The 21025-nt window shown below is 65.2% G+C and carries 14 protein-coding genes; 6 read left to right on the forward strand and 8 right to left on the reverse strand.

Annotated features, from left to right (window positions below; genetic code table 11):
• Entirely contained in the window at window positions 1-1413 is a 1413-nt protein-coding gene (locus BDW16_RS02865; RefSeq protein ID WP_066580082.1) for a sulfatase family protein, read from the reverse strand.
• A 97-nt stretch (window positions 1414-1510) separates the two neighbouring features.
• A complete protein-coding gene (locus BDW16_RS02870; protein ID WP_066580085.1) occupies window positions 1511-3898 on the reverse strand; it encodes a TonB-dependent receptor in 2388 nt (795 codons plus the stop codon).
• Window positions 3899-4041: 143 nt separating this feature from the next.
• On the opposite strand from BDW16_RS02870, the gene BDW16_RS02875 reads away from it, so the two are divergent.
• From BDW16_RS02875 to treA, 3 genes are all read left to right on the forward strand, one after another.
• Window positions 4042-5073 carry a LacI family DNA-binding transcriptional regulator gene (locus tag BDW16_RS02875; RefSeq protein WP_237241079.1) on the forward strand — a complete coding sequence of 344 codons (1032 nt, stop codon included), beginning with the start codon at window positions 4042-4044 and terminating at the stop codon, window positions 5071-5073.
• Window positions 5074-5230: 157 nt separating this feature from the next.
• The gene (locus tag BDW16_RS02880; RefSeq protein WP_066580089.1) at window positions 5231-6457 is read left to right on the forward strand and encodes an MFS transporter; all 1227 of its coding nucleotides are present in this window, start codon (window positions 5231-5233) and stop codon (window positions 6455-6457) included.
• Window positions 6454-7941 (forward strand): alpha,alpha-trehalase TreA, encoded by a 1488-nt coding sequence (gene treA / locus BDW16_RS02885; RefSeq protein WP_066580092.1) that lies wholly within the window; start codon window positions 6454-6456, stop codon window positions 7939-7941. The genes BDW16_RS02880 and treA overlap by 4 nt, the downstream gene beginning before the upstream one ends.
• A 73-nt stretch (window positions 7942-8014) precedes the next feature.
• On the opposite strand, the gene BDW16_RS02890 is transcribed toward treA, so the two are convergent.
• The 5 genes from BDW16_RS02890 to BDW16_RS02910 form a co-directional block, all read right to left on the reverse strand.
• Complete coding sequence (locus BDW16_RS02890) at window positions 8015-9160, reverse strand: hypothetical protein (RefSeq protein WP_066580097.1); 1146 nt, start codon at window positions 9158-9160, stop codon at window positions 8015-8017.
• Complete coding sequence (locus BDW16_RS02895; protein WP_066580098.1) at window positions 9157-10782, reverse strand: alkaline phosphatase D family protein; 1626 nt, start codon at window positions 10780-10782, stop codon at window positions 9157-9159. The genes BDW16_RS02890 and BDW16_RS02895 overlap by 4 nt, the downstream gene beginning before the upstream one ends.
• 66 nt (window positions 10783-10848) lie before the next feature.
• On the reverse strand, window positions 10849-14115 hold the full coding sequence (locus tag BDW16_RS02900) for a TonB-dependent receptor domain-containing protein (RefSeq protein WP_066580173.1): 3267 nt from the start codon (window positions 14113-14115) through the stop codon (window positions 10849-10851).
• A 101-nt stretch (window positions 14116-14216) separates the two neighbouring features.
• Window positions 14217-15206, reverse strand: coding sequence for a FecR family protein (locus BDW16_RS02905; RefSeq protein ID WP_066580100.1), 990 nt, complete (start codon window positions 15204-15206; stop codon window positions 14217-14219).
• Window positions 15175-15777 (reverse strand): RNA polymerase sigma factor, encoded by a 603-nt coding sequence (locus tag BDW16_RS02910; RefSeq protein ID WP_066580102.1) that lies wholly within the window; start codon window positions 15775-15777, stop codon window positions 15175-15177. The genes BDW16_RS02905 and BDW16_RS02910 overlap by 32 nt, the downstream gene beginning before the upstream one ends.
• A 375-nt stretch (window positions 15778-16152) precedes the next feature.
• Here BDW16_RS02910 and BDW16_RS02915 point away from each other — a divergent pair, with 375 nt between their 5' ends.
• Window positions 16153-16938, forward strand: coding sequence for a DUF2306 domain-containing protein (locus BDW16_RS02915; RefSeq protein WP_157926320.1), 786 nt, complete (start codon window positions 16153-16155; stop codon window positions 16936-16938).
• Window positions 16939-17123: 185 nt separating this feature from the next.
• Here BDW16_RS02915 and BDW16_RS02920 read toward each other — a convergent pair whose 3' ends face one another.
• Window positions 17124-18125, reverse strand: a complete 1002-nt coding sequence (locus tag BDW16_RS02920; RefSeq protein WP_066580107.1) for a polysaccharide deacetylase family protein — start codon at window positions 18123-18125, stop codon at window positions 17124-17126.
• Between the two features lie 247 nt (window positions 18126-18372).
• Here BDW16_RS02920 and BDW16_RS02925 point away from each other — a divergent pair, with 247 nt between their 5' ends.
• Together BDW16_RS02925 and BDW16_RS02930 are read left to right on the forward strand one after the other, a co-directional pair.
• Window positions 18373-19785, forward strand: a complete 1413-nt coding sequence (locus BDW16_RS02925) for an FAD-dependent oxidoreductase (protein WP_066580110.1) — start codon at window positions 18373-18375, stop codon at window positions 19783-19785.
• Window positions 19785-21005, forward strand: a complete 1221-nt coding sequence (locus BDW16_RS02930; protein ID WP_083954370.1) for a glycosyltransferase family 4 protein — start codon at window positions 19785-19787, stop codon at window positions 21003-21005. Before BDW16_RS02925 ends, BDW16_RS02930 begins: the two co-directional genes overlap by 1 nt.
• The last annotated feature ends 20 nt before the right edge of the window (window positions 21006-21025 follow it).

Raw genomic sequence — 21025 nt, forward strand, 5'->3', positions numbered from 1 at the left:
TCATCCTTGTTTCAGATGTGCATATGGATCGGTCTGTCCCGCCAGCCACGGATCGCGCGTGTCGATGCGCATCTTCAGCATCCGTGCGCGCAGCTCCGCCAGCACTCCGGCATAGGCGCGACTCCCCACGACATTCGCCACCTCGTCGGGATCGCGCGTCAGATCGTACAGCTCCTCGGCCGGCCGCCTGAGATAGGCGGCCTGGGTGCGCCTGCCGAGCCGGATCGAGCGGTCCGCACGGATCGCCTTCCAGCTCGGCGATCCCGCCACATCGCCCGCGATCGGATAGTCGAGCGGGTGGGCGAGGTTGAGGATGTAGCTGTGCGTCCGCGTCCGGACGGCACGCATGGGGTAATATTGGTTGATCTCGTGAAACTCGTGGCTCGCGAACACCGCGTCGCGCGCCGGATCGCCAGCCTTGCCCAGGATCGACAGCAGCGAACGGCCCGACAGCGGATAGCCGGGCGCTGCCACGCCGGCCCAGTCCAGGATCGTGGGTGCGATATCGATCCAGCTCACCATCGCATCGTTGACCGACGCCGTACTGCCCGGCGCACGCACGATCAGCGGGAGGTGCAGCCCCGGCGCGTAGAGGTTGGTTTTGGCGCCCGGAAACGGCCGGCCATTGTCGCTCAGGAACACCACCAGCGTGTCCTCGGCCCGCCCGCTCTCCGCGAGCAAGTCGAGCAGCATCCCGACCCCAGTGTCGAGCCGACTGAGCGACTCGTGATATTCGGCAAGGTCACGCCGTACCTCGGGCAGGTCTGGCAGATGCGGCGGGATATGGACCGTCGCCGGATCGTAGCTGACCGGCGTCACCCCGGGCCAGGCGCGGTCGTTGCCATAGTCGGTCGCGGCGCGGTGCGGGTCGCTATAAGCGACGGTGACGAAGAACGGCCGGTCACTGGTCGATCGGATGAAGCTTGCCGCCGCGACCGCCATCTCGCGCACGTCGCGGATGCCGGACCGCTCGGGCACCAGCTCGGCCTCGAACGGAAAGGCCTTGTCCGGCCCGATATGTTTCTTGCCCACCAAAGCCGTGGCATAGCCTGCCCGGCGCAGCATCGACGGCAAGGTCTCGACCCCGTCGAGCAACGATTGGTGATGCACGTCGTGCTGCAGCCCATACATGCCGTTCTGGTGGCCGTAGAGGCCGGTATGGATTACCGCCCGGCTCGGGCTGCACGACGAAACGGCGGCGAAGGCGTGGCTGAACCGGGTCCCCTCCCCTGCCAGCCGGTCGAGCCGCGGCGTCGCGACGGGTGTTCCGTAGCAGCCGAGATCCAGCCCCTGATCGTCGGAGATCAGCAGCAACACATTACGCTGCCGTCCATTGGCGCGTGCGATAGTCGAAGCGGTCGCAGAAATCGCCGCTGCCCCGGCCATTCCCTTGAGCAGACTGCGGCGGCGCATGGGCGAATCTCCGGTTACGCTACGGACAGCATCTCAGGATAGAAAATCCCCGGGCCAAAGAGGAGGGAGAGGGTTTGGCCCGGGGAGGGGGAGGCCGTCAGAACTTCAGCGCAGCGCTGAAGCGGAACGAACGGCCGAGGATGGGTCGCGCCAGGATCGTGCCCGAGCCCTGCCCGCCGATGATGCGCGGGTTGCCCTCGGTCAGGCCGATCTCGTTGGTCAGGTTGTTGCCGGTCACCGCCAAGGTCAGATGTTCGCCGACATCGACCGAGACGCCTGCATCGAGCTGGTAGAAGCTGGGCAGAACCTGCAGGTTTTCAGGATCGGAGAAGCGGTCGCCGGTATATTGCAGCGTTGCGAAAAGCGACGGTTTCACGCCGCCCAGATCGACCTCGTAGGCCGGGGTCACGCGCCACGCCCATTTCGGCTGGCGCTGCACGCGGTTGCCGGTGTTGTCGATCGTGCCGCCACCCGAGAAGAAATCGACATAGGTCGCGTCGAGATAGGTCCCCGCGGCCGTGATGCTGAAGCCCTGGAACGGCCGGATCGCCCCTTCCAACTCGACGCCGGTCGCCTTCGCGCCGCCGACCGCGCTGAGCGGTACATTGTTGATAAGCGCCGTCGTCGCCAGCCCGTCGAACTTGTTGTGGAACAGCGTGGCATAGAAGCTGACCATCGGGGTCGAGATCTTGAGGCCGCCCTCATAGGTATCGACCTCGGCGATCAGCGTCAGGCCCTCACGCAGATTGTCGAACATCGGGAAGCTGTTGCCACGGCTGTAGCGGGCGAACACGCCGATCTGGCTGGTGATGTCGTAGTTGATGCCCGCCGTCCACGACCACGCCGAGTCGGCATAGCGAAGCTGACGCGAGCCACCGAGCACGTTGACGGCATTGTCGTACAGCGTGTTCGGATTGCCATCCAGATCGACCGTCGCCGCTTGTGGCGTACGCAGCGTCGCATCGACGACGTGGCGCTGCCAGCGGATGCCGCCGTCGATCCGCAGCTCGGGCGTGATCTGGAACTCATCGACGGCGTAGAAGGAGTAATCGGTGCCCTTGTAGAAGGCATCGACCTGGAAACCGGGGCCGCTGGTGAAGCCGCCGAGCGTCGCCGTGCGCCCGCCGTTCAGCGTCATGTTGAGCAGCCGCGCATTGGGCTCGGCGGTCAGCAGCACCTGGTTGCCCAGCACCCATTTATCGCGCGAGCTATAGTCCGCGAAGTAGAAGCCGCCCGTCAGCTTGTTGCCGCCCGAAGTCCATTCGAAAGCGGTGTCCGACACGAAGGACGAGATCTTCTTGCGCACTTCCCACAGGCCGGCGCGCATCACCTGCGCATTGGCCCCGCCGGCAACGGCCTGGCCGCCATTGACATAAGTCAGGCTCGACACGGTCGATCCCGCACCGCCCAACGTCGTCGCCATCGCCGAAGCCGCGACCGGCGCTCCGGCCGGGACCATGCCGACGGTATCGGCATTGCCGCCCAGATAGCTCAGGCGTTCGCGCAGGCGCAGCCCGTCGGCGACTTCATATTCGAAGGACAAGCCCGTGTTGATCACATCGGCGCCGCGGCCCTGCGCCAGATCCAGCGTGCGGCCGACGATATTGGTCGTCACGCGCGTCTCGCGACCGGGGAGCGTGCCGGTGCCCGCGTCGAAGCCGGGATAGGCGCTGATCTTGCCATTGTTCGAGACGATCGGGATCGGCAGCAGCCACTGGCCGCGATCGTTCAGATAGCGGGCATAAATTTCGACCGATCCGCGATTGTCGAACTCGTGACGGATGTTCGCGGTGATCTGGCCGCCCTTTTCGGCGCGGAACTGCGGGTCGCGGACGCCATTGCCCTGGGCGTAATAGCCACCGATCATGAAGCCGGTATTCTCGCCGAGCGGGCCGGAGACCCAGGCGTCGCCGCGAACCTCGCCATAATCGGTGTAGCTGACCTTGCCGAACGCCTCGAACCGGCTGCCGCCGGTGCGCGGCACGACGTTGACGGTCAGGCCCGGCTGGCCGCTCGAGAAGAGCGAGCCGGTGCCGCCACGGACCGCCTCGATGCGCTTCACCGTCTCGTCGAGGCGGATGAGCTGCGAGTTCTCGAGGAAAGAGAGGGTCGCGGGCGGGTAGATCGGCACGCCGCCCATCTGGAAGGTCACGAATTGCGCGTCGCCGCCCGACGGGTAGCCGCGCACGAAGATGTTGGCGCCGTTCTGGCCGCCCGAGCTCTCGGCCATCACGCCCGGCACGGTGCGCAGGATGTCGGCGGTGCTAGTCGGGGCGGCGCGGTCGATGGCGTCTTCGCTCAGCGTCGTGACGGCGAAGGCCGCGTCCTGACGGCGCGTGCCGCCGCCCGCGGTACCGACGACGACAATCTCTTCCTCGGCGGCGGGTTCGGGTGCAGCCTGCGAATCGGCAGTCTGCGCATGCGCGGCGCCGGCGATCAGCGCCAGCGGCGCAGCGCCCAGCATGAGAATTGCACTTCGAAGCATGTGTCCTCCCCTTCGAATATGACCGGGCACATTTGCCCTTCGAGGATCGATGCTATGCAATTATGAAATGCTTTTCAAGATAGTTTGCAAAGCCACTGCGCGGCGCTTGATGCGCACCCGCTGCCCGCCTACGGTCGGCGCAGATGAGCGAGGAGCCCCCAGAATCAGCGAAGCCACGCGGCGGTCGGCCGACGATGCGCGACATTGCGCGCCTCGCGAACGTGTCGATGCCCACGGTATCGCGCGTACTCAACGACAGCCCGCTGGTGACGGGCGAGACGCGGGCCCGCGTGCTCGAAGTGGCGCAAGCGAACGGTTATGCCGTAAACCGCAACGCCAAGAAGCTGCGCCAGGCACGCACAGGCACGATCGCGGTGATGCTCGACTTCGCTTCGCACCGTCACGGTGCGATCGGCGATCCCTTCATCTTCGAGTTGCTGGCCGGCGTGTCGGAGGCATTATCGATCCGCAACCAGGAGTTGCTGCTCTCCCCGCCCGGCCTCGACGACGCGCGCGCGTTCGAGGATTTCCACCGCGCCCGCGCCGCCGACGGCTTCATCATCCTGGGCCAGGGGACGCGTGACGCGATGCTGCGCGGCCTTGCGCGGCGGGGCGTGCCGATGGCGGTCTGGGGCGCGGTGTCCAAGGATGCCGGCTATTGCGCGGTGGGCAGCGACAATCTGCTCGGCGGGCGGCTGGCGGGTGAGTATTTTCACACGCGCGGACGTACCAAATGGCTGTTCGTCGGCGACATCCGGCACGAGGAGCTACGGCTACGCTATGAGGGGCTGTGCCAGGAAGCGGCGCGGCACCCTGGCGTTACGGTCGACTATCTCCCCATCGTATCGATGGCCTTCACCGCCACGGCGGAAACGGTCGCCTCCTATCTCACCGGCGGTGCCCGGCCGGATGCGGTCTTCGCCTTTTCCGACACAGCCGCGATGGCGGCGATCGGAGCGTTCCGCGATCGCGGGCTCACCGCCCCGCAGGATTACTCGCTTGTCGGCTACAACAACATTCCGCCTGCCGGGCATTTCAACCCCAGCATCACCACGATCGACCAGAAGACTGATGTCGCAGGCGCGTTACTGGTCGAAAAGCTGATGCAGCAGATCGACGGCGCCCGCGCCCGCTCGACCCTGCTGCCCACCCAGATGGTGATCCGAGAGACCTGAGCGTCCGCCAAGAATCCGCTCGACTCAGCATCGGCCTTGAAATGCATTTCATAACTTTATAGGCCTGTGCGTAGAAACGACGGGTCGACTGGCCCGCGCCACGGGGAGGTGCGTGATGACCGAAGGCTTGGGAAGCCATTCTCCTGGAGATGGACCGATGAGCCGCATCCGCGTCATCATCGCGCTCGCGCTCACTTACGCCGTGCTCGGCATCCTGATGAACAGCGTCGGCGTGGTGATCCTCCAGTCGATCCGTCATTTCGACGCAACCAAGCCGATGGGTTCGACGCTGGAGGCGTGCAAGGACCTGTCGGTGGTCGCAGCCTCCTTCCTGCTCGCGACGCGCGTTCCGGCTTTTGGATACCGCCGTGCTTTGATCGGGGTGATGACGCTGATCGGCATCGCCTGCCTGCTTGCCTCCTTCGCCAGCGGCTTTGTCGCGATGCAGGCGCTGTTTGTGGCGACGGGCCTCAGCTTCGGCATCGCCAAGGTCGCGACCTATTCCTCGATCGGGCTGCTCGCGCGCGATCCCGCCGATCACGCCAGCATCACCGGGCTGATCGAGGGCGTGTTCATGGTCGGACTGCTCGTCGGCGTCTGGCTGTTCGGTTGGTTCGTCGGCGCCGACACCACCGGTAGCGACTGGCTTCACGTCTATTGGGTGCTTGGCGGGGCCTGCCTCGCGCTGGCGCTGCTATGGTTCGCTACGCCGCTCGACGAGCGCGGAGCGGTCGCGACCGACGGAGCCGAGACCGCTCACTGGAGTGAGATGCTTCGCCTCGCCGCCTTACCCGCCAGCATCACGGTGCTCGCCGGCCTGTTCCTCTATGTGCTGGTCGAGCAGAGCGTAGGCACCTGGCTCCCCACGTTCAACAATGAAGTGCTGCACCTGCCCGCGGCGATGAGCGTTCAGATGACCAGCATCTTCGTCGGCGCGCTCGCAGTCGGCCGCCTCGCTTCAGGCGTGGTGCTACGCCGCGTGGCTTGGCTCCCCGCCCTGCTCGGCTGCCTGGGCTGCATCGCGGTGCTGATCGTCGTGTCGCTCCCCTTGGCGAGCGGGGTCACCCCGCGTCCCGACACCGGCTGGTTCGACGCGCCGGCCGCAGCCTATCTCTTTCCGCTCCTCGGTGTCTTCCTGGCGCCGATCTATCCGACGCTCTGCTCGGTCGCCCTGAGCGCCCTCCCCCGCCACCGCCATGCGGCGATGATGGGGCTGATCGTCATCTTCTCGGCACTTGGGGGTACCTTGGGCTCGTTCATTACCGGCTTGCTGTTCCAGCGTCTTCCCGGAGCGCTGGCCTTCTATTTCACGCTCATCCCGATCGCGATGATCGCCGTTGCTTTGCCCGTGATCCGCAAGCGCCAGGCAGTCGCAGCGACATGAGCGTGCCTCAGCCCTCCGACCTGTTTGGCGACTTGTTCACGACCGTGCAGGAATGCGCCCTGTTCCCCGATTCCAAGACCTTCGCCGATGCCGTCCCGCGCCGCGGTCCAGAGGCGATCATGCAGGACTGGAAAGCGCAGCCTCCCTCCGGCGACGCGGGTCTACGGGCGTTCGTCGACGCGAACTTCGTCTTGCCGACCGAGGCCGATTGCGACGCGCCCGATGGCCGGCCGTTGCGCGAGCATATCACCCAGCTGTGGCCAGTGCTGACGCGCGAGCCCGAAACGCCGGCGCCCGGTTCCTCGCTCCTCGCGCTGCCGCGCCGCCATGTCGTACCGGGCGGGCGTTTCCGCGAACTTTACTATTGGGACAGCTATTTCACGATGCTGGGGCTGGTCCGTTCCGACCGGCAGGACCTGGTCGAGGATATGATCGCCGTGTTCGGCAGCCTGCTCGACGGCTACGGCCATATCCCAAACGGCACGCGCAGCTATTATCTCAGCCGCTCGCACCCGCCGGTCTTCTACCTGATGGCGGCGCTGTCACAGGACCGGTCCGCGAATGCGCGTGCGCAGCGGCTCAGTTGGATGCGCGCCGAGCATGAATTCTGGATGGCGGGCGAGAAGGACCTCGCGCCCGGCGGCGAGCATCGCCGCGTGGTCCGGCTCGCGGACGGCGCGTTGCTCAACCGCTATTGGGACGATCGCGCCGCGCCGCGCGACGAGAGCTGGCGTGAGGATATCGAACTGGCGCAGCGCGCTCCGGATCGCGACGCACCCGAATTGTGGCGCGACATCCGAGCCGCCGCGGAGAGCGGGTGGGACTTCAGTTCCCGCTGGTTGGGCGACGGACAGTCGCTCGAGACGATCCGCACCACCCGCCTGCTTCCGATCGATCTCAACGCGCTGCTCTTCGGGTTGGAACAGGCAATCGCGGAAGAAGCGAAGGCGCTCGGCGACGACACGGCCGCTACGGAATTTGCCCGGCGCGCGGATGCCCGGCGCGAAGCGATCGATCTTCATCTGTGGCATCCGGACGCCGCATTCTATGCGGACTATGATCTCGATCTGGGACGTGCATCCGGCCGGCTGACGGCTGCGCTGGGCTTCGCCTTGTTCACCGGGGTTGCTTCGGCGCAGCGCGCGCCGGATGCGGCCAATGCGATCGCAGGCCTGCTGCGCGCGGGCGGGTTGCTCACAACGGAATGCGTTACCGGGCAGCAATGGGACGCCCCCAATGGCTGGGCACCGCTGCACTGGGTCGTGATCGAAGGGCTGCGTGCCTATGGCCAGAACGCGCTGGCCGACACCATCGCGCAGCGCTGGCTGGCGATGGTCGCGAGCCACTACGACGCCACCGGTCAACTGCTTGAGAAATACGACATCGAGCAATGCCGGGCCGGTGGCGGCGGCGAATACGGGACAGAGATCGGCTTTGGCTGGACCAATGGCGTGACATTGGCGCTTATGCAGGATCTTGGCTGACGGCTGAGCCGGAGCGGCGGCTTTTCGTCGTGCTGCGGCGCCGGATCGCTGCAGCCGGCGCCCAGCCTCACATTCATGGAGCAGCGGAGGAGGACGGCGTAACCGACAGGGCGCTGAAGCCCCCCGCGCGATATCGCATCAGCGCAAGCTCCGCGCTCTGCGCGCCTTTCGCGCCCAAGTTCTTCGCGACATAGAACAGCCCGCCGCCAACCGGCTGGAAACCGACATCGGCCTTCTGGTTCCAACCGCGAATTCCGGTGACAGGATCTCTGAGACCCGCATCGGCAAGTGTAAGCAACGCGCCCTGTTCCCAGCCGTTGCCATCCGGGGCAGGCACGCCCGACAGGTCACCGCGGCGAGGCCGGGTATCGGCATCGACAGCGAACAGCAGATAGTTGGGGAACGCCGGCTTCTTACCGCGATAGACACCCATGAACCAGCGTCGCGAGGCCGCATCATAGGCCAGATTCTGCACGCCATAGGTCGTGTTGCCGGTGCGCACGAAGTATTTTCCGTGGACGGTGGCCGGACCGCTGCGATGCGGCGCCTGCTCGACCAAAGGTTTTGCAAAGCGCGACCAGTCCCCGATGTCATACTGCAACAGCACTTGATGGTCGTTGTCGGCCCGCGCGGCGTTGCCGTAGATGCCGTAGGCGACAGTGAGCAACATCGGCCCTGTACTCCGCCCGAACGCCGGACCGAACGAAACGCCGTCGATCCCCGAACAGCCGTAGCGATGGTCGGGCGACGCGGCAGCGTTGTCGCGGAACTGGCCGTCGTCGCCGTCGAACCGCCCGTCCCCGTTGACGTCGGCGGTATAGTCCTTCGCGACTTCGGGGAGATAGACCGTGCGCAGAATGTCGCCTTTGCCGGCTTCGATCCCGACACGATCGATCCGCGCGACATCGATCACCGCGATGTAGAAAGCCTGGTCCTTCTTGTATTCGAGCGAGCCGTAAACGCGACCATCGGCAGGGTTGAAATCGAGGTCGCCCAGATGTCCGGTCCACCCCACCAGCGTCCCGATCAATTTGCCGTCGATATCATATTTGGCGAGCAGGTTCGTGAACGAATAGTAGATGTAGCCGCCGTGCCGGTCGATCGCGATCCCTTGCACGTGCCCCGACGCCCAGGGCCCGCTGCGGTGCGTGCGGGGCAGTGGATGATCTGCAGCCGCGGGTGCAACCGCGGCAAGGAACAGCAAGACCGCCTTGATCATGCCAATGCCCTCCGGCCACGCTCGACATGCATGCGGTGCGTTCCTGACAGCTGGGTGGAGCGTTCGGCGATCGTCCGCAGGAACTGCCACTCCCCGGTCACGCGCTGCGGCGTCACCTCGACCATCAGATAGCCGCGGCGGCTGGTATCCGCCCATCTGAGTTCCGGATTGGCGGCGACAAAGCCCTGCGCCACGACGCGGGGATCGGCACCCATGCCGCCCTCCATTCCGCCGGAGGTGACCGCCTGCCCCGCCAGATCGACCCCGGCCGGCTTGCCGTCCTCGACCAGCGAATAGGCCCAGGCGTTGTGGCTGTCGCCCGACAGCATCACCAGATCCGCATCGGCGCGCTGCGCCGCTCGCAACAGTCGCGAACGCGCCGCGGGATAACCGTCCCACCGGTCCATCCACATCGGCACGCCGTGCTTCGCGGCGCGGATATGGTTGCGGAACTTGGCAACGGTGCCCGCGCTTGCATCCGGCTTGAGCCAGTCAATCGCCGCCTCAGGCATCACTGTCCGTCCGATAATCGTGGCCATGCCCACCAGCTGCCATGCGCTGGTTCGCGCATTGGCCTTGAACGCATGCGCCAGCCAGCTTTCCTGCGCGGATCCCAACATTGTTGCCGAAGAATCCTGCCACACCCCGTCGCGGAACGCACTCAGCGCCGCATCGGGGTTCGCCGCCTTGAACGCAGCGTCGAGATCGGCCGGCCGGGTCCGCGCGAGCAGACGGGATTCCGTTCGGTAGAGCGTCGCCAGCGTACCGATCGGATAGGCCTTCCACGGCTCGTCGCTGATCGGCAGCCACTCGCGATAGGCCTGCATCGCCGCGGCACGGCGCGAGTTCCATTCGCCCTCCCTGGCGGGCTGGTGGTTCTGCGCGCCATATTCATAGCTGTCATTGGTCGATTCATGATCGTCCCACAGTGCGACCATCGGCGCCATCCGGTGCAGCCGCTGCAGATCGGGATCGGTGCGGTAGCAGGCGAAGCGCAACCGGTAGTCGGCCAGCGCGACCATCTCATGATCGGGCTGGAGCACCCGGCCGGGGAGCGCCTTCCCGGCATAGGCGGCGTTGCCATACTCATAGACATAGTCGCCGACGTGCAGCCACAGGTCGAGATCGTCGCGTGCCGCGGCGTGGCCATAGGCGTTGAACCAGCCATTGGGCAGGTTCGAGCAGGAGAAGACGCCGAGCCCGAAACGCGATGCGTTGCCCTCAGGCAGCGTCTTGGTCCGCCCGACGGGCGACCTGCTGCCGTCAGGCCCGATAAAGCGGTACCAATAGACGGTGCCGGGTTTCAGGCCATCGACCGTGACCTTCGCGGTCCAGTCGCGATACGCGCCGGTACGGACGCTTCCGCCTGACACTTTCCGCGTGAACGCCTGGTCCAGCGCAACTTCGGCATCGAGCCGCACGATGCTTTCGCCATTCGCGGGAACGTAGCGCGTCCACAGCAGCATCGAATCCGGTCCGGGCTCGCCGCTCGCGACATTGTGGGTGAAGCCGCGCGCGCCGGCCAACTCCGCGGCGAGTGCCCGTCCCGCGGGCAGCAGCAACGCGCCAAGGCCAAGACCGCCGCCGAGGATGAGGCGGCGGCGATCGATGTTCAGCACCATGATTTGCTCCGCAATCAACACAGGAAAGAAAGGCGGCTGCGCCAGGCGCAGCCGCAGGAGGGGACTTCAGAAGGTGCCCTTGATCCCGACGTTCCACATCGATCCGTAGATGCTGTACTGCTGCACCCGGCTGCGCTCGTTCGAGTAGACGATGTCGGGCGCGTTGAAGATGTTGCGGCCGGCCAGCATCACCTCGAAATTCCTGGTGACCTTGTAGCTCGCGCTGATGTTCCACAGCTCGCGTTCGGCACGGTAGAGGATGCCGTTGTTGGCGGTGGTTGGCGTGTTGCCGAGCGCGCTGATACGGTAGCTCGACTGCCAGTTGCCGGTCAGCTGGAAATCGAACGGACCGCGGCTGTAGCGCAGGCCCCAGTTCGCCGCCCGCTCGGGCAGATTCTGGCGCACGCCGTCCGGATCGACGAGGGTGAACGAGGCGCGCAGACCCAGCCCCTTGAGCGCACCCGGCAGGAAGGTCAGCTGCTGATCATATTCGAGGATCAGGCCGTTGTTGGTGCTGGTCCCCGGCGCGTTCTGTGCGCTGCGGAAGGTGTAGCCGACATATTCGTTCGGATCATAGCCGACATCCTCCGGGTTCACAGTGATGCCGGTGACCTGCATGTCCTTGATGTCGAGCTTGTACGCAGAGATCGCGACGATGCCCGACGGCTCGAGAAAATACTGAAGCCGCGCGAAATACTTGGTCGAATGCTCGGGCTTGAGCATCGGGTTGGGCACATTGACGATCATCGTGTCGTCGTTGACCGACACCACCCCGCCCAGATTGCCGTAGTCCGGCCGCAGGATCGACTGGCTGAACGAAACTTGCGCCACGAGCTTGTCGGTGAAGTCGTACTTCACCCCGCCGCTGAGGAACCAGTCTTCATAGTCGCCGCGCCGCGTCGCATAGGTGCCGCCATTATACTGGTAGAGCAGGCCTTCCACCGTGGTGGCCGCGGTCGCGCTTACCGGATAGCCGGCAGCCGCCACTTCCGAGAGCGGACGGATATTGGCGATGCGCGCACCCGTCCGGGTCCGTTCATAGCGCACGCCGAGGTCGAAGGATGCGCGCCCCGCGCGGGCCTGCAACTCGAGATACCCGGCGTAGATGTCTTCCTTGACGCGCTTGTTGTTGTCGAGGTCGCGCTTCAGGTTGCCGAGCGTGTCGGGCACGAAATATTCGGGGTGATCCTTGTAGATATCGTACATCGCGTAGTTGCTGTCCGCGCGCCAGCCCTGCGCGTTCATATTGCCCGCGTCGAAGCCGTGGATCTGGAACTTGTAATGTTGCGTCCAGGGGATCACCGCCTCGGGCGCCTTCTGGGTAAGGTCGCCGGTCGGGCCGACATATTGGAACTGGTTCCACGACCCTTCATTGGTGCGCCAGTCGTTGGTGCGAGCCGCAGCGCCGGCCATCAGCGTCATCGGCACGCCGCCGATCTCGAACCTCTCCTTCAGGTCGAGATTGACGCCGAACATCTCGTTCACCGCATCGGACTCGGCGGTACGGATATTGTTGCCGATATCGTCGTCGCGATTGAAGCTGCGCGGATCACCCCACGGCCGCCCCGCGGTCTGCGCGAGCGTCCAGGCGTTCGAGTCTTCCGAAGCACGATCGAGCGTGAACCCGATCCGCGTCAGATAGCTGTCGGTGCGCTGGAAGAAGCCCTTGCTGTTGTCGCGGAAGTTGAACTCCGAGCGGGAGTAGCTGCCGCGCAAGGTCGCCTCGAAGGTATCGCCGCGATATTCCAGCTTCGGCGCGACCAGATAGGCCGGCGTGCCGGCATAGCGGTGCGAATATTGCGTATGCAGCCGGGTGGCAGTGGGGGTGCCAGCGACCGGATTGACCACGATGTGTGTCGGCGTCGAATCCGGCGTGGCATAGGACCGGGTGGTCGTGCCGAAGATCAGGTAGGTGTACTGGTTGAAATACTCGACGTCGTAATAGGAATATGAGCTGCGCAGCGAGAAGGCGAGATCGTCGGTGATCTTGTAGTCGAGCGCGAGATTGGCGGCGGTACGGCTGGTGAATTTGGGGCCGGGGCGCCACATCACCTGATAGGGCATCACCCGCCCGCCGGGCAGGTACGACCAATCGGTCTGGATCCGGTCCTGCTGGACGTAGTTGGCGTTGTAACTGGCGTTGAACGCGATGCCGAGCCGGCCGTCGAGGACGACGTCGGCAAAACCGATCTGCCCGGAAGGGTAGATGCGGGCATGCTTCCTGTCGTCCGGGAAATAGGCCGGAGACAGGGCGGAGTCCGATGTGCCCACGCCGCCCAGCTGGAAACGCAGCTGGCGCCCCTTGCGCTGGAACGCATATTTGCTGCGCAGGTTGATGCTGCCGCCCGGAGAGTCGGCATCCATGCTCGCGGTGAGCGTATTGTTGAGCTCGATCGATTCGATGCCGGTGATCGACATCTGCTCGAACGAGTTCTGGCGGCCATTATTGTTGTTCGAGGTCGCCGTCGCCATGCGCGCGCCATCGGTCGTGAACGTCGAGTATTTGGGATCGAGCCCGCCGATGCGCACCGCGGTCGCATCCACCTCCGTATAGTCGAGTGACAGGCCCGGCATGTTCTTCATGAACTCGCCGACATCGCCCATGGTGAGCCCGCCATAATTGTCAGCGGCGACCACCGTCTTCGCGTTCATCGCCGCGCGACGCTCCATGATCGCAGCCGCCTGGCCGTCGCGCGCGGCAGTGATCGTCACCGACTCCACCTCGCCGCCGCCATCGGCCGCAAAGGACTGCGCCTCCAGTGCGACCTGCAATGTCGCCACCTGCCCGGCGGCTACGGTCGCCATGGCCCGCGTTTCCTGGAGGCCGGTATAGCGCACGATGATGGTGACTTGCCCGGCGGGAAGGCCCGTCAGACGGAAATTGCCACCCTCATCCGAATAGGCGACGATCGTCGTGCCCTCGGCGCGGATTTCGGCGTTGCGCACATATTCGCCGGTGGCGGTGTTGAGCACCCGCCCGGCAAGCACCCCTTGCCCGATCACCCGCCCCGATTGCGGCGAGGCCGGCGCGCGTGCCGAGCGCAGAGTCACCACCTGCCCATCGTCGCTGGCGATCTTGAGCGGCGTGCCGGCGATCAGACGCCGGAGCGCTGCGCGTGCGTCCATTCGCCCCTTGATCGCTGGCGTGCGCACCCCGGCAAGGTCGCGGGCAGATGCAACGATCTGCAGCTGGGCCTGGCGTGCGAATGCCGGAATGGCCTTGACCGCAGGCTGTGCGGGAAGGTCGAAGCTGCGCTCCTGCGCGATGGCAGGAGTCGCGGCGATGACGGCGGCGATCGCCGTGCCCGACAGGATCGAATTGCGGATGAACATGTATTGCCCCTGTTGCTCGCGGCGGTCGCCGCGCGGTTCGGAGGCTGAGAGTCGCGGCGCGGCATTTGCCGCCATCCGCGACGCGAAAAAATATGGATGCCCTAGCGGCGGGTGAGAATGACGGTGTCGGCCTGCTGCTCGACATGCGCGTCGAGCGCGCTCGCCACCGCACGGCTGAAGCCTATCGGATCGCTGGCGGCGAACAATCCGGTGATCGGCTCCTGCGCAAGCGCAGGATCGCGGATCTCGATCCGTGTCTTGCTGTAGCGCGCGAACTCGGCAGCCGCTTCGCTCAGCGGCTCGCCCTCGAAGGCGATCCGCCCCTCTCGCCATGCCAGCGCCCGCGAAACCAGATCGGCGGGGATGGGCTGCGGCGCCGGAATCGGTCCTGCTTCCGGCAAGGCCAGGCGGGTCTGCGCCGGCATGAGAACTGCACCCGCTGTCCCCGCCTCTCCTAGCGAGACCGCGCCCTGATCGACCAGGATGTCGACGGGTTTGTCATCGAGCTTGCGCACGCGGAAGGTGCCGCGCGCGGCACGCAGCGGATGCCCCTCCAAATCGACGACGAAGGGCCGTTTCCCATCCGGCAGGACCGTGAAATAGGCCTCGCCATAGAGAAGTTCGACGCGCCGGATTCTGTCGCTGTAGCGCACCCGCATGCTGCTCTGCGTGTTGAGGACGATCGTTGAGCCATCGTCGAGCGTGACCAGCCGGACCTCGCCAAGTCCGGTCGTGATCGCTGCCGCCGGGCGCACGGCGACGACGAGCATCGCGAGCGAGGCCGCAGCGAGCCCCCCTGCCCCCGTCCAGGCGAGCATCCTTCTCCGCGAAACCGGCGATTGGGCCACGGCCTTCGGCAGCGCCGCAGGCGCGAACTGCGTCGCATCGAAATCGGGGCCAAGCGCCCGGGCCGCCTCGCTCTGGAGCGAAAGGGCATCGGCACGCAGCAATGCCCCGCGCCGCCGGGCATCCCCGCTCAGCCACGCCTCAAGCGCCTGCGATTCCTCTTGTGAAAGCGGCCCGCGATCGAGCCGCGCAATCCAGTCGGCCGCGGTCGCGTCAATGTACCGACTGGATTCTCGCTCGCTCATCTAGGGACATATTCTCCGAATCTCTCGCCCTAGAGGCTTCTGCCAGAGCATTTCCGCCATGACCAAACCAATCGGCGAGAAAACGAAGCCCGCGAGAGATATGTTTCTCCACGGTGTTTTCGGAGATCGCCATCCGCGATGAAATCTCGCGTTGCGAAAGTCCATCGACCCGCCGCAGCACGAATGCCTCCTGTGTCCGATCAGGCATGGATGCGATCGCCTCCGCAAGCCGGCGCAGTTGATCGCGATCGATCGCTATGCGCTCGGGCGAAGGATAGTCGTCGCAAGGCTCCAGATCGGTGAGGTCATCCATCGTGCGGATCGACACGACCCGTGCCCGCCGGACATGCTTGGTGATCACCGATCGCGCCACCTGGAACAGATAGGCGCGCGGGAAGCGGATTTCCTCCACCGTTTCCAGATCGGCGAAGATCGCATAGGTTTCCTGAATGATGTCATCGATCTCGAGCCCCATCGGCTGACGCCGCGCAAGCCAGTTCCGCAGCGCCTGCTCGTGCGGCAGGATGTTGCGGAGAAACCACCGCGTCCGTTCCCGATCGATCGCGTGCATCAACTATCCCTGGAGAGCCCAAACCCGCTGGAGTGACGCCGCTGCGAGTTGCCCTTTCGAGAAGGTGTTCACCGCGAGTCGCGGTCCGGTTAGGCGATGAATGTGACAGTCGTTGTTCGCGGATCGCAGCATGCGACGGGCCGAAGCCCGGGGGAAGCTCGGGTCTTGTGTCGATCGATTGCGAGGCTCGTCCCATGAGGGAAGGTCTCTTGCACCCTCCCCTTTTCGCTTATCCCATATGCGCAGGCGACCGGCATCGCTTTGTTGCCCATATTCCGGAGATTCGCAGCCGCGCACGATGACGGGTGAGCATCGATGAAATCCGCGTCAGATCTGGACTGCCCGCCATCACGGATGATCCCGTTGCTGACGGAGGTGACGCTGGCGGATCTGTTGTGGTGGCTGTTATTCGCGACTTCCGCGACGGTTGCGGCATTGAACATGCGCTTCATCTGGATCGACGTCGCGAGCATCATGCATCGCGCGGTCGATCATCTCGAGCACGATCGCATCAAGCTTTACCTTCACCTCGGCACGGCGCCGGCCATCCTGATGTCCGGCGTGCTGAACCTGAAGCCCGGACTTCGTGATCGCTGGCCGGCCTTTCACCGCTGGAACGGGCGCTTCTACCTGATCGCCGTGCTGGTCACTGCGCCAGTGACCTTCCTGCTTGCGCTGAACGAGACCGAGGGTCCGATGACAGTCTGGGGCTTTGCCACATTGTCTGCGCTCTGGGGCGGCTCGGCGATTCTCGCCTGGGTCTATGCGGTGAAAGGGAATATCGACGCACATCGCGACTGGATGATCCGCAACGTCGCCCTCGTTCTCACCAACGTGACATTCCGGGTCGAACTTCATCTGGCGCTGCTGCTCGGCATCCCGTTCGACGCAGTCTACGAACCGATCCGTTCGCTCCAGTTCATTCCCAACCTGCTCGCCGCGGAACTGCTGATCCGGTCCGGCATGCTGAAGACCGGCCGGGGCCTGGCTAAAGCGACCAGCGGCGTATCCCGGGACGGATCGGCGGTCGCCGAGCCGGTCCCTGATGTCAACAAACACGGCCCGATCGTTCAACATGGTCGATATCCGCGCCGGAGAGATCGCATCATAGGCGGTATGCGGCACCGCAAGGGTCAGCGCGTCGAGCCAGAAGTCGGTTAATGCACGCAACAGCTCGCAAACGGCGGAATTCCGTAGGTCGTTGGCATTTTCCTTGAAGGTAAGGCCGAGGATGCCGACCCTAGCGCCGGGCAGCGTGGCCTTCGGCAGCCATCAATCGAATGGTTTCGTGCGCAACATAGCCAGGTCGATCAGAACGATGCGTTCGCCGGGCACCGGAGACTCCTTCACTCTTCCTCCCCCTGGGCAGGCGGGGCCTTCAACGTGCGTTCGCCCAGTTCGCCCATCGAGACGCTGGCCATGCCGAAGCGATCGGCAAGATGCCGATAATCTTCGAGAATCCCGCGCAGCACCTCGATATTCGCTGCGACGTCGAGGCCGAAATTCTGCGGGTGCCACCACAGGTGGTACATCGCGCCCGCTCGTGCCGCGCGGACCATCCCCTTCCGGATGCGCGCGCGCTGGAGCCGGTCTGCGATGGCACGGCCGGCGCGAGTCGGCCGCAGGAAATGGCTGGCAGCGAGATTGGCCAGCCCCCCGTCGATGGACGGCCGGCTCGGCGGATGTGCTCCATTCTCCGGCAGATAGGCTCGGGCCCATCGCGAGGCGCGGTGCCAGGCCCGTTCGGCGCCGCGCGAACGGCTGGCATGCGCTGCACCCCGCTGCACCCCGCGAAAGCTGAGATACCCCGCCTGTCTGCAGATCGGCAGATAGGCCGGGTTCACCTGGTTTCGGGGAAAGACGAAGCTCTTCAGTTCGATTTCCATCAGCGCGGCGGCGCGCGCAGCCGCAGCCAGATCGGCCTCGAACGCAACAGCGTTCCCGGCGTCTTCGAACGTATAGTAATGTGAGAAGCTGTGACCGCCGATCTCCTGCAACGGACAGCTCTGGATTTGCCGCAGCAGGGAACGCCCGAAGTGCAGCGGGTCGGTCTTCTCGTCCGGCCCGACTGTTGCAAGGCGCGAATAGGCGCACAGGCTGGGATCGGCATAGTGGGGGCGCTCGGCGGGCAGATGCGCGAGCATCTCGTCGCGATCGTCGAAGAACAACAGGCCGACCGTCGCCCAGGTGATCGCGACACCATACCGCTCGGCAAGGTCCAGGATCCTCGGAACCGCGTCTCGCACGCCCAGAAACGCCGCGCGTTCGGCAGCGCCGATGCGATGCGGTTCGCAGCCCCAGGCCTGTTCGAGATCGAGGGATATGACGATCGACGAAGATTGGCCCACGACCAGTTTAGGTCTCCGCAGCGTTCCGGCCCCGGATTCTACGCGGGACGTGCCGCCGCCGCATTGTCCACCAAGGTGTCCTGTCAGGCGCATCGAGACTACCGCATCCGGGCTACCCCCATCTGGGTCGGACGGCTTACCCGCAATCGAATTTGCCCCATGCGCCGGTTCGAACCAGCTTCGATGGAGATCGACGGAGATTGCGACAGCACTCGCTCACTCCGCTTCGACGGAAAGTGCCAGGCGGATGTGGGATCTCGACATACTCATCGTCGGCGCCGGGCCTTCCGGCCTGACCGCCGCCGATCACCTGGTTGCGGCGGGGCGGCGCCCGCTTGTCATCGAGCGATCCGCTCAAACCGGCGGCCTGATCCGCTCGATCCGTCGCGGCGAGTTCGTCGTCGATCTGGGCCGGAAGGAGCTCTACACGCGCATTCCGGAAATCGATCGTCTCTGGAACGCGGTGCTGGGCGCCGCGTATCGCCCCTATCCGCATCGCGTCGGCAGCCTGTTCGGCGGGCGCATCCTTGAACTGTCGGGGCGCGATCGCGGCCCGTTGCGCGGTATGCCGCCGCAATTGCTCTGTGCAGGCGGCATCGATCTGATTCGTGGCTGGATCGACGGGGCGATCCGAAGACCTGACAGCTACGAGCGCTTCTGGCACCAGCGTGTGGGCCGACGCTTCTCCTACGCGCTCGCCCAGGGATATTGGGAGAAGTTCCGCGGGCAGCCATGGCACGCGTTGCCCGTGCCCGAAGCGCTCGCGGGCGGCGAGCAGCGTGTTTCCCATGGCTTCGCCGCGGTGGTGCAATCGCTCCAGCTTGCCGCACGCGGCGGCGTGAGCCGTCAGCATAGCTGGCGTCACCCCGCGCTGGGAACCGGCCAGCTGACCGATAGGCTCGCAGCGCGCGTCCGTGAAGGCGGCGGCGAGATCTGGTTGAACGCGGAGCTCATCGCACTCGAGCGGTCTGACGGGGGACGATTGCTGGCGACGATCCGGCGGAAAGGCGCGAACCTGACGTGCCGCGCCGAAGCCGTGATTTCGAGTCTGACGCCAGAGGCGCTCGATGCACTGATGCGGCCCAACGCGCCGGAGATCGTGACCCGGCACAAGCGCGCGGTCATGCTGGTTTATCTGTTCCTGAAGGCCCCACCGTGTTTCCCCCATGCTTGGCTGGAGGTGAACGATCCGGCATTCTGCGCCGGCCGCATCTCGAACTACGCAGGGTTCAACGGCGACATGGTCCCTCCCGGGCATTCGGCGCTTTGCGTCGAATATTTCCTGAACGGAGATGATCCCCAGCTCCGTTCCAACCACGATCAGGCCTGGATCGCGCGAGCCCTGGCCGAATGCTCCGCCAATGACCTCATCGATCCCGATCGCCTCATCGATGCCATGGCCATCCGGCTCGATCGCTGCAACGCCGCCGCCAGCTGGCGTGAGGAGCAGGACAGCGCACGGACCGATCTCTATGATCGCCTCGCCGCCTATCCCAACCTTTTTCACGTGCACAGGCCGGGCGCAGACTGGGCAAGTTTCGCCGGCCTTTGCGCCGCCAAGGCCATCCTGACGCAGGATCGCAAGGACTTTGACCGCCGCGCCGACCCGGGACGCAGCTATGCCGCATCGAACGCTGAGACGATGCGAGAAGAAGCCTGATGCCGCGGGAAACGATCATCGTGGCCGCAAGCCTCGCCTATTCGCTCACCAACTTTCGAGGGCCGTTGATCGCGCGAATGGTGCAGGCAGGGTACCGTGTCATCGCATGTGCGCCGGACGCGAACGGGCCCGTGATCGCCGAACTCGCGGCGCTCGGCGTCGGCTTTCGGCGCGTACCGATGGATCGAACCGGCCGCAATCCGCTCCATGACGTACGGACCTGCCTCGCCTACTTGCGGATGTTCAGTGCCGAACGCCCCTCTCTTGTGATCGCCTATACCCAAAAGCCGATCATCTATGCCGGACTTGCGTTGCGTGCCGTTCGCAACACGAGCTTTATCCCGATCGTTACAGGTCTCGGCTATGTCTTCAGCGAGGCAGGGCGGAACCGGCGCCTGCAGGCACTCACCACGCGGCTCTTCCGTGCTTCGCTGAAACGAGCCAGCCAGGTTCTAGTCTTCAACGACGACGATGCCCAGGAGCTGCGTCGACGTGGCATGGTCGATGACGGCCAGGCGCTGTATCGATTGCCCGGTTCGGGCGTCGATCTCGTCCGGTTCCGGCGCCATCCTATCCCCGGCGGGGCGCCGAAGTTCCTGCTGATCGCGCGGCTGCTGTCGGACAAGGGCCTGCGCGAATTCGCCCAGGCCGCCGCCATCGTCCGAGCCCGCTTCCCGGCGGCGCGGTTTCAGCTGCTGGGGCCTTTCGACCCGAATCCCGCGGCGATCCCGCGCGACGAGATCGAGGGCTGGGTCCGATCAGGCGATATCGAGTATCTCGGCGCGACCGATGATGTCGTCCCCAACCTTGCCGACTGTACAGTCTATGTGTTGCCGAGCTATCGCGAAGGTCTCCCCCGGACCGTGCTCGAGGCCATGGCGGTGGGGCGCGCGATCATCACGACAGACGCGCCGGGTTGCCGCGACACGGTTGAGCAGGGCGGAAACGGATTCCTCGTGACCCCGCGCTCGGCGCCGGACCTTGCAGCGGCAATGCTCCATTTCTGCGAAGACCCGGCACTCGCATCTCGAATGGGCGCCCGATCACGAACCCTCGCCGAGGAGCGCTATGATGCCGTAGAGGTCAGCAGGCAGACGATGGAGGCCATTCTGCTCGGGCGATATCCCGAACAGCGTTCGAGGATATCACCGGCCGAAGCGGACGGATGCGAGCACCGCGCCGGTGCTGCACCATTGGGGCATATAGGTTTTCAGCCGTAGCAGCGCCGTCCCGCAAGAAT

The sequence above is a fragment of the Sphingomonas koreensis genome (genome assembly GCF_002797435.1).
Lineage (GTDB): Bacteria > Pseudomonadota > Alphaproteobacteria > Sphingomonadales > Sphingomonadaceae > Sphingomonas > Sphingomonas koreensis.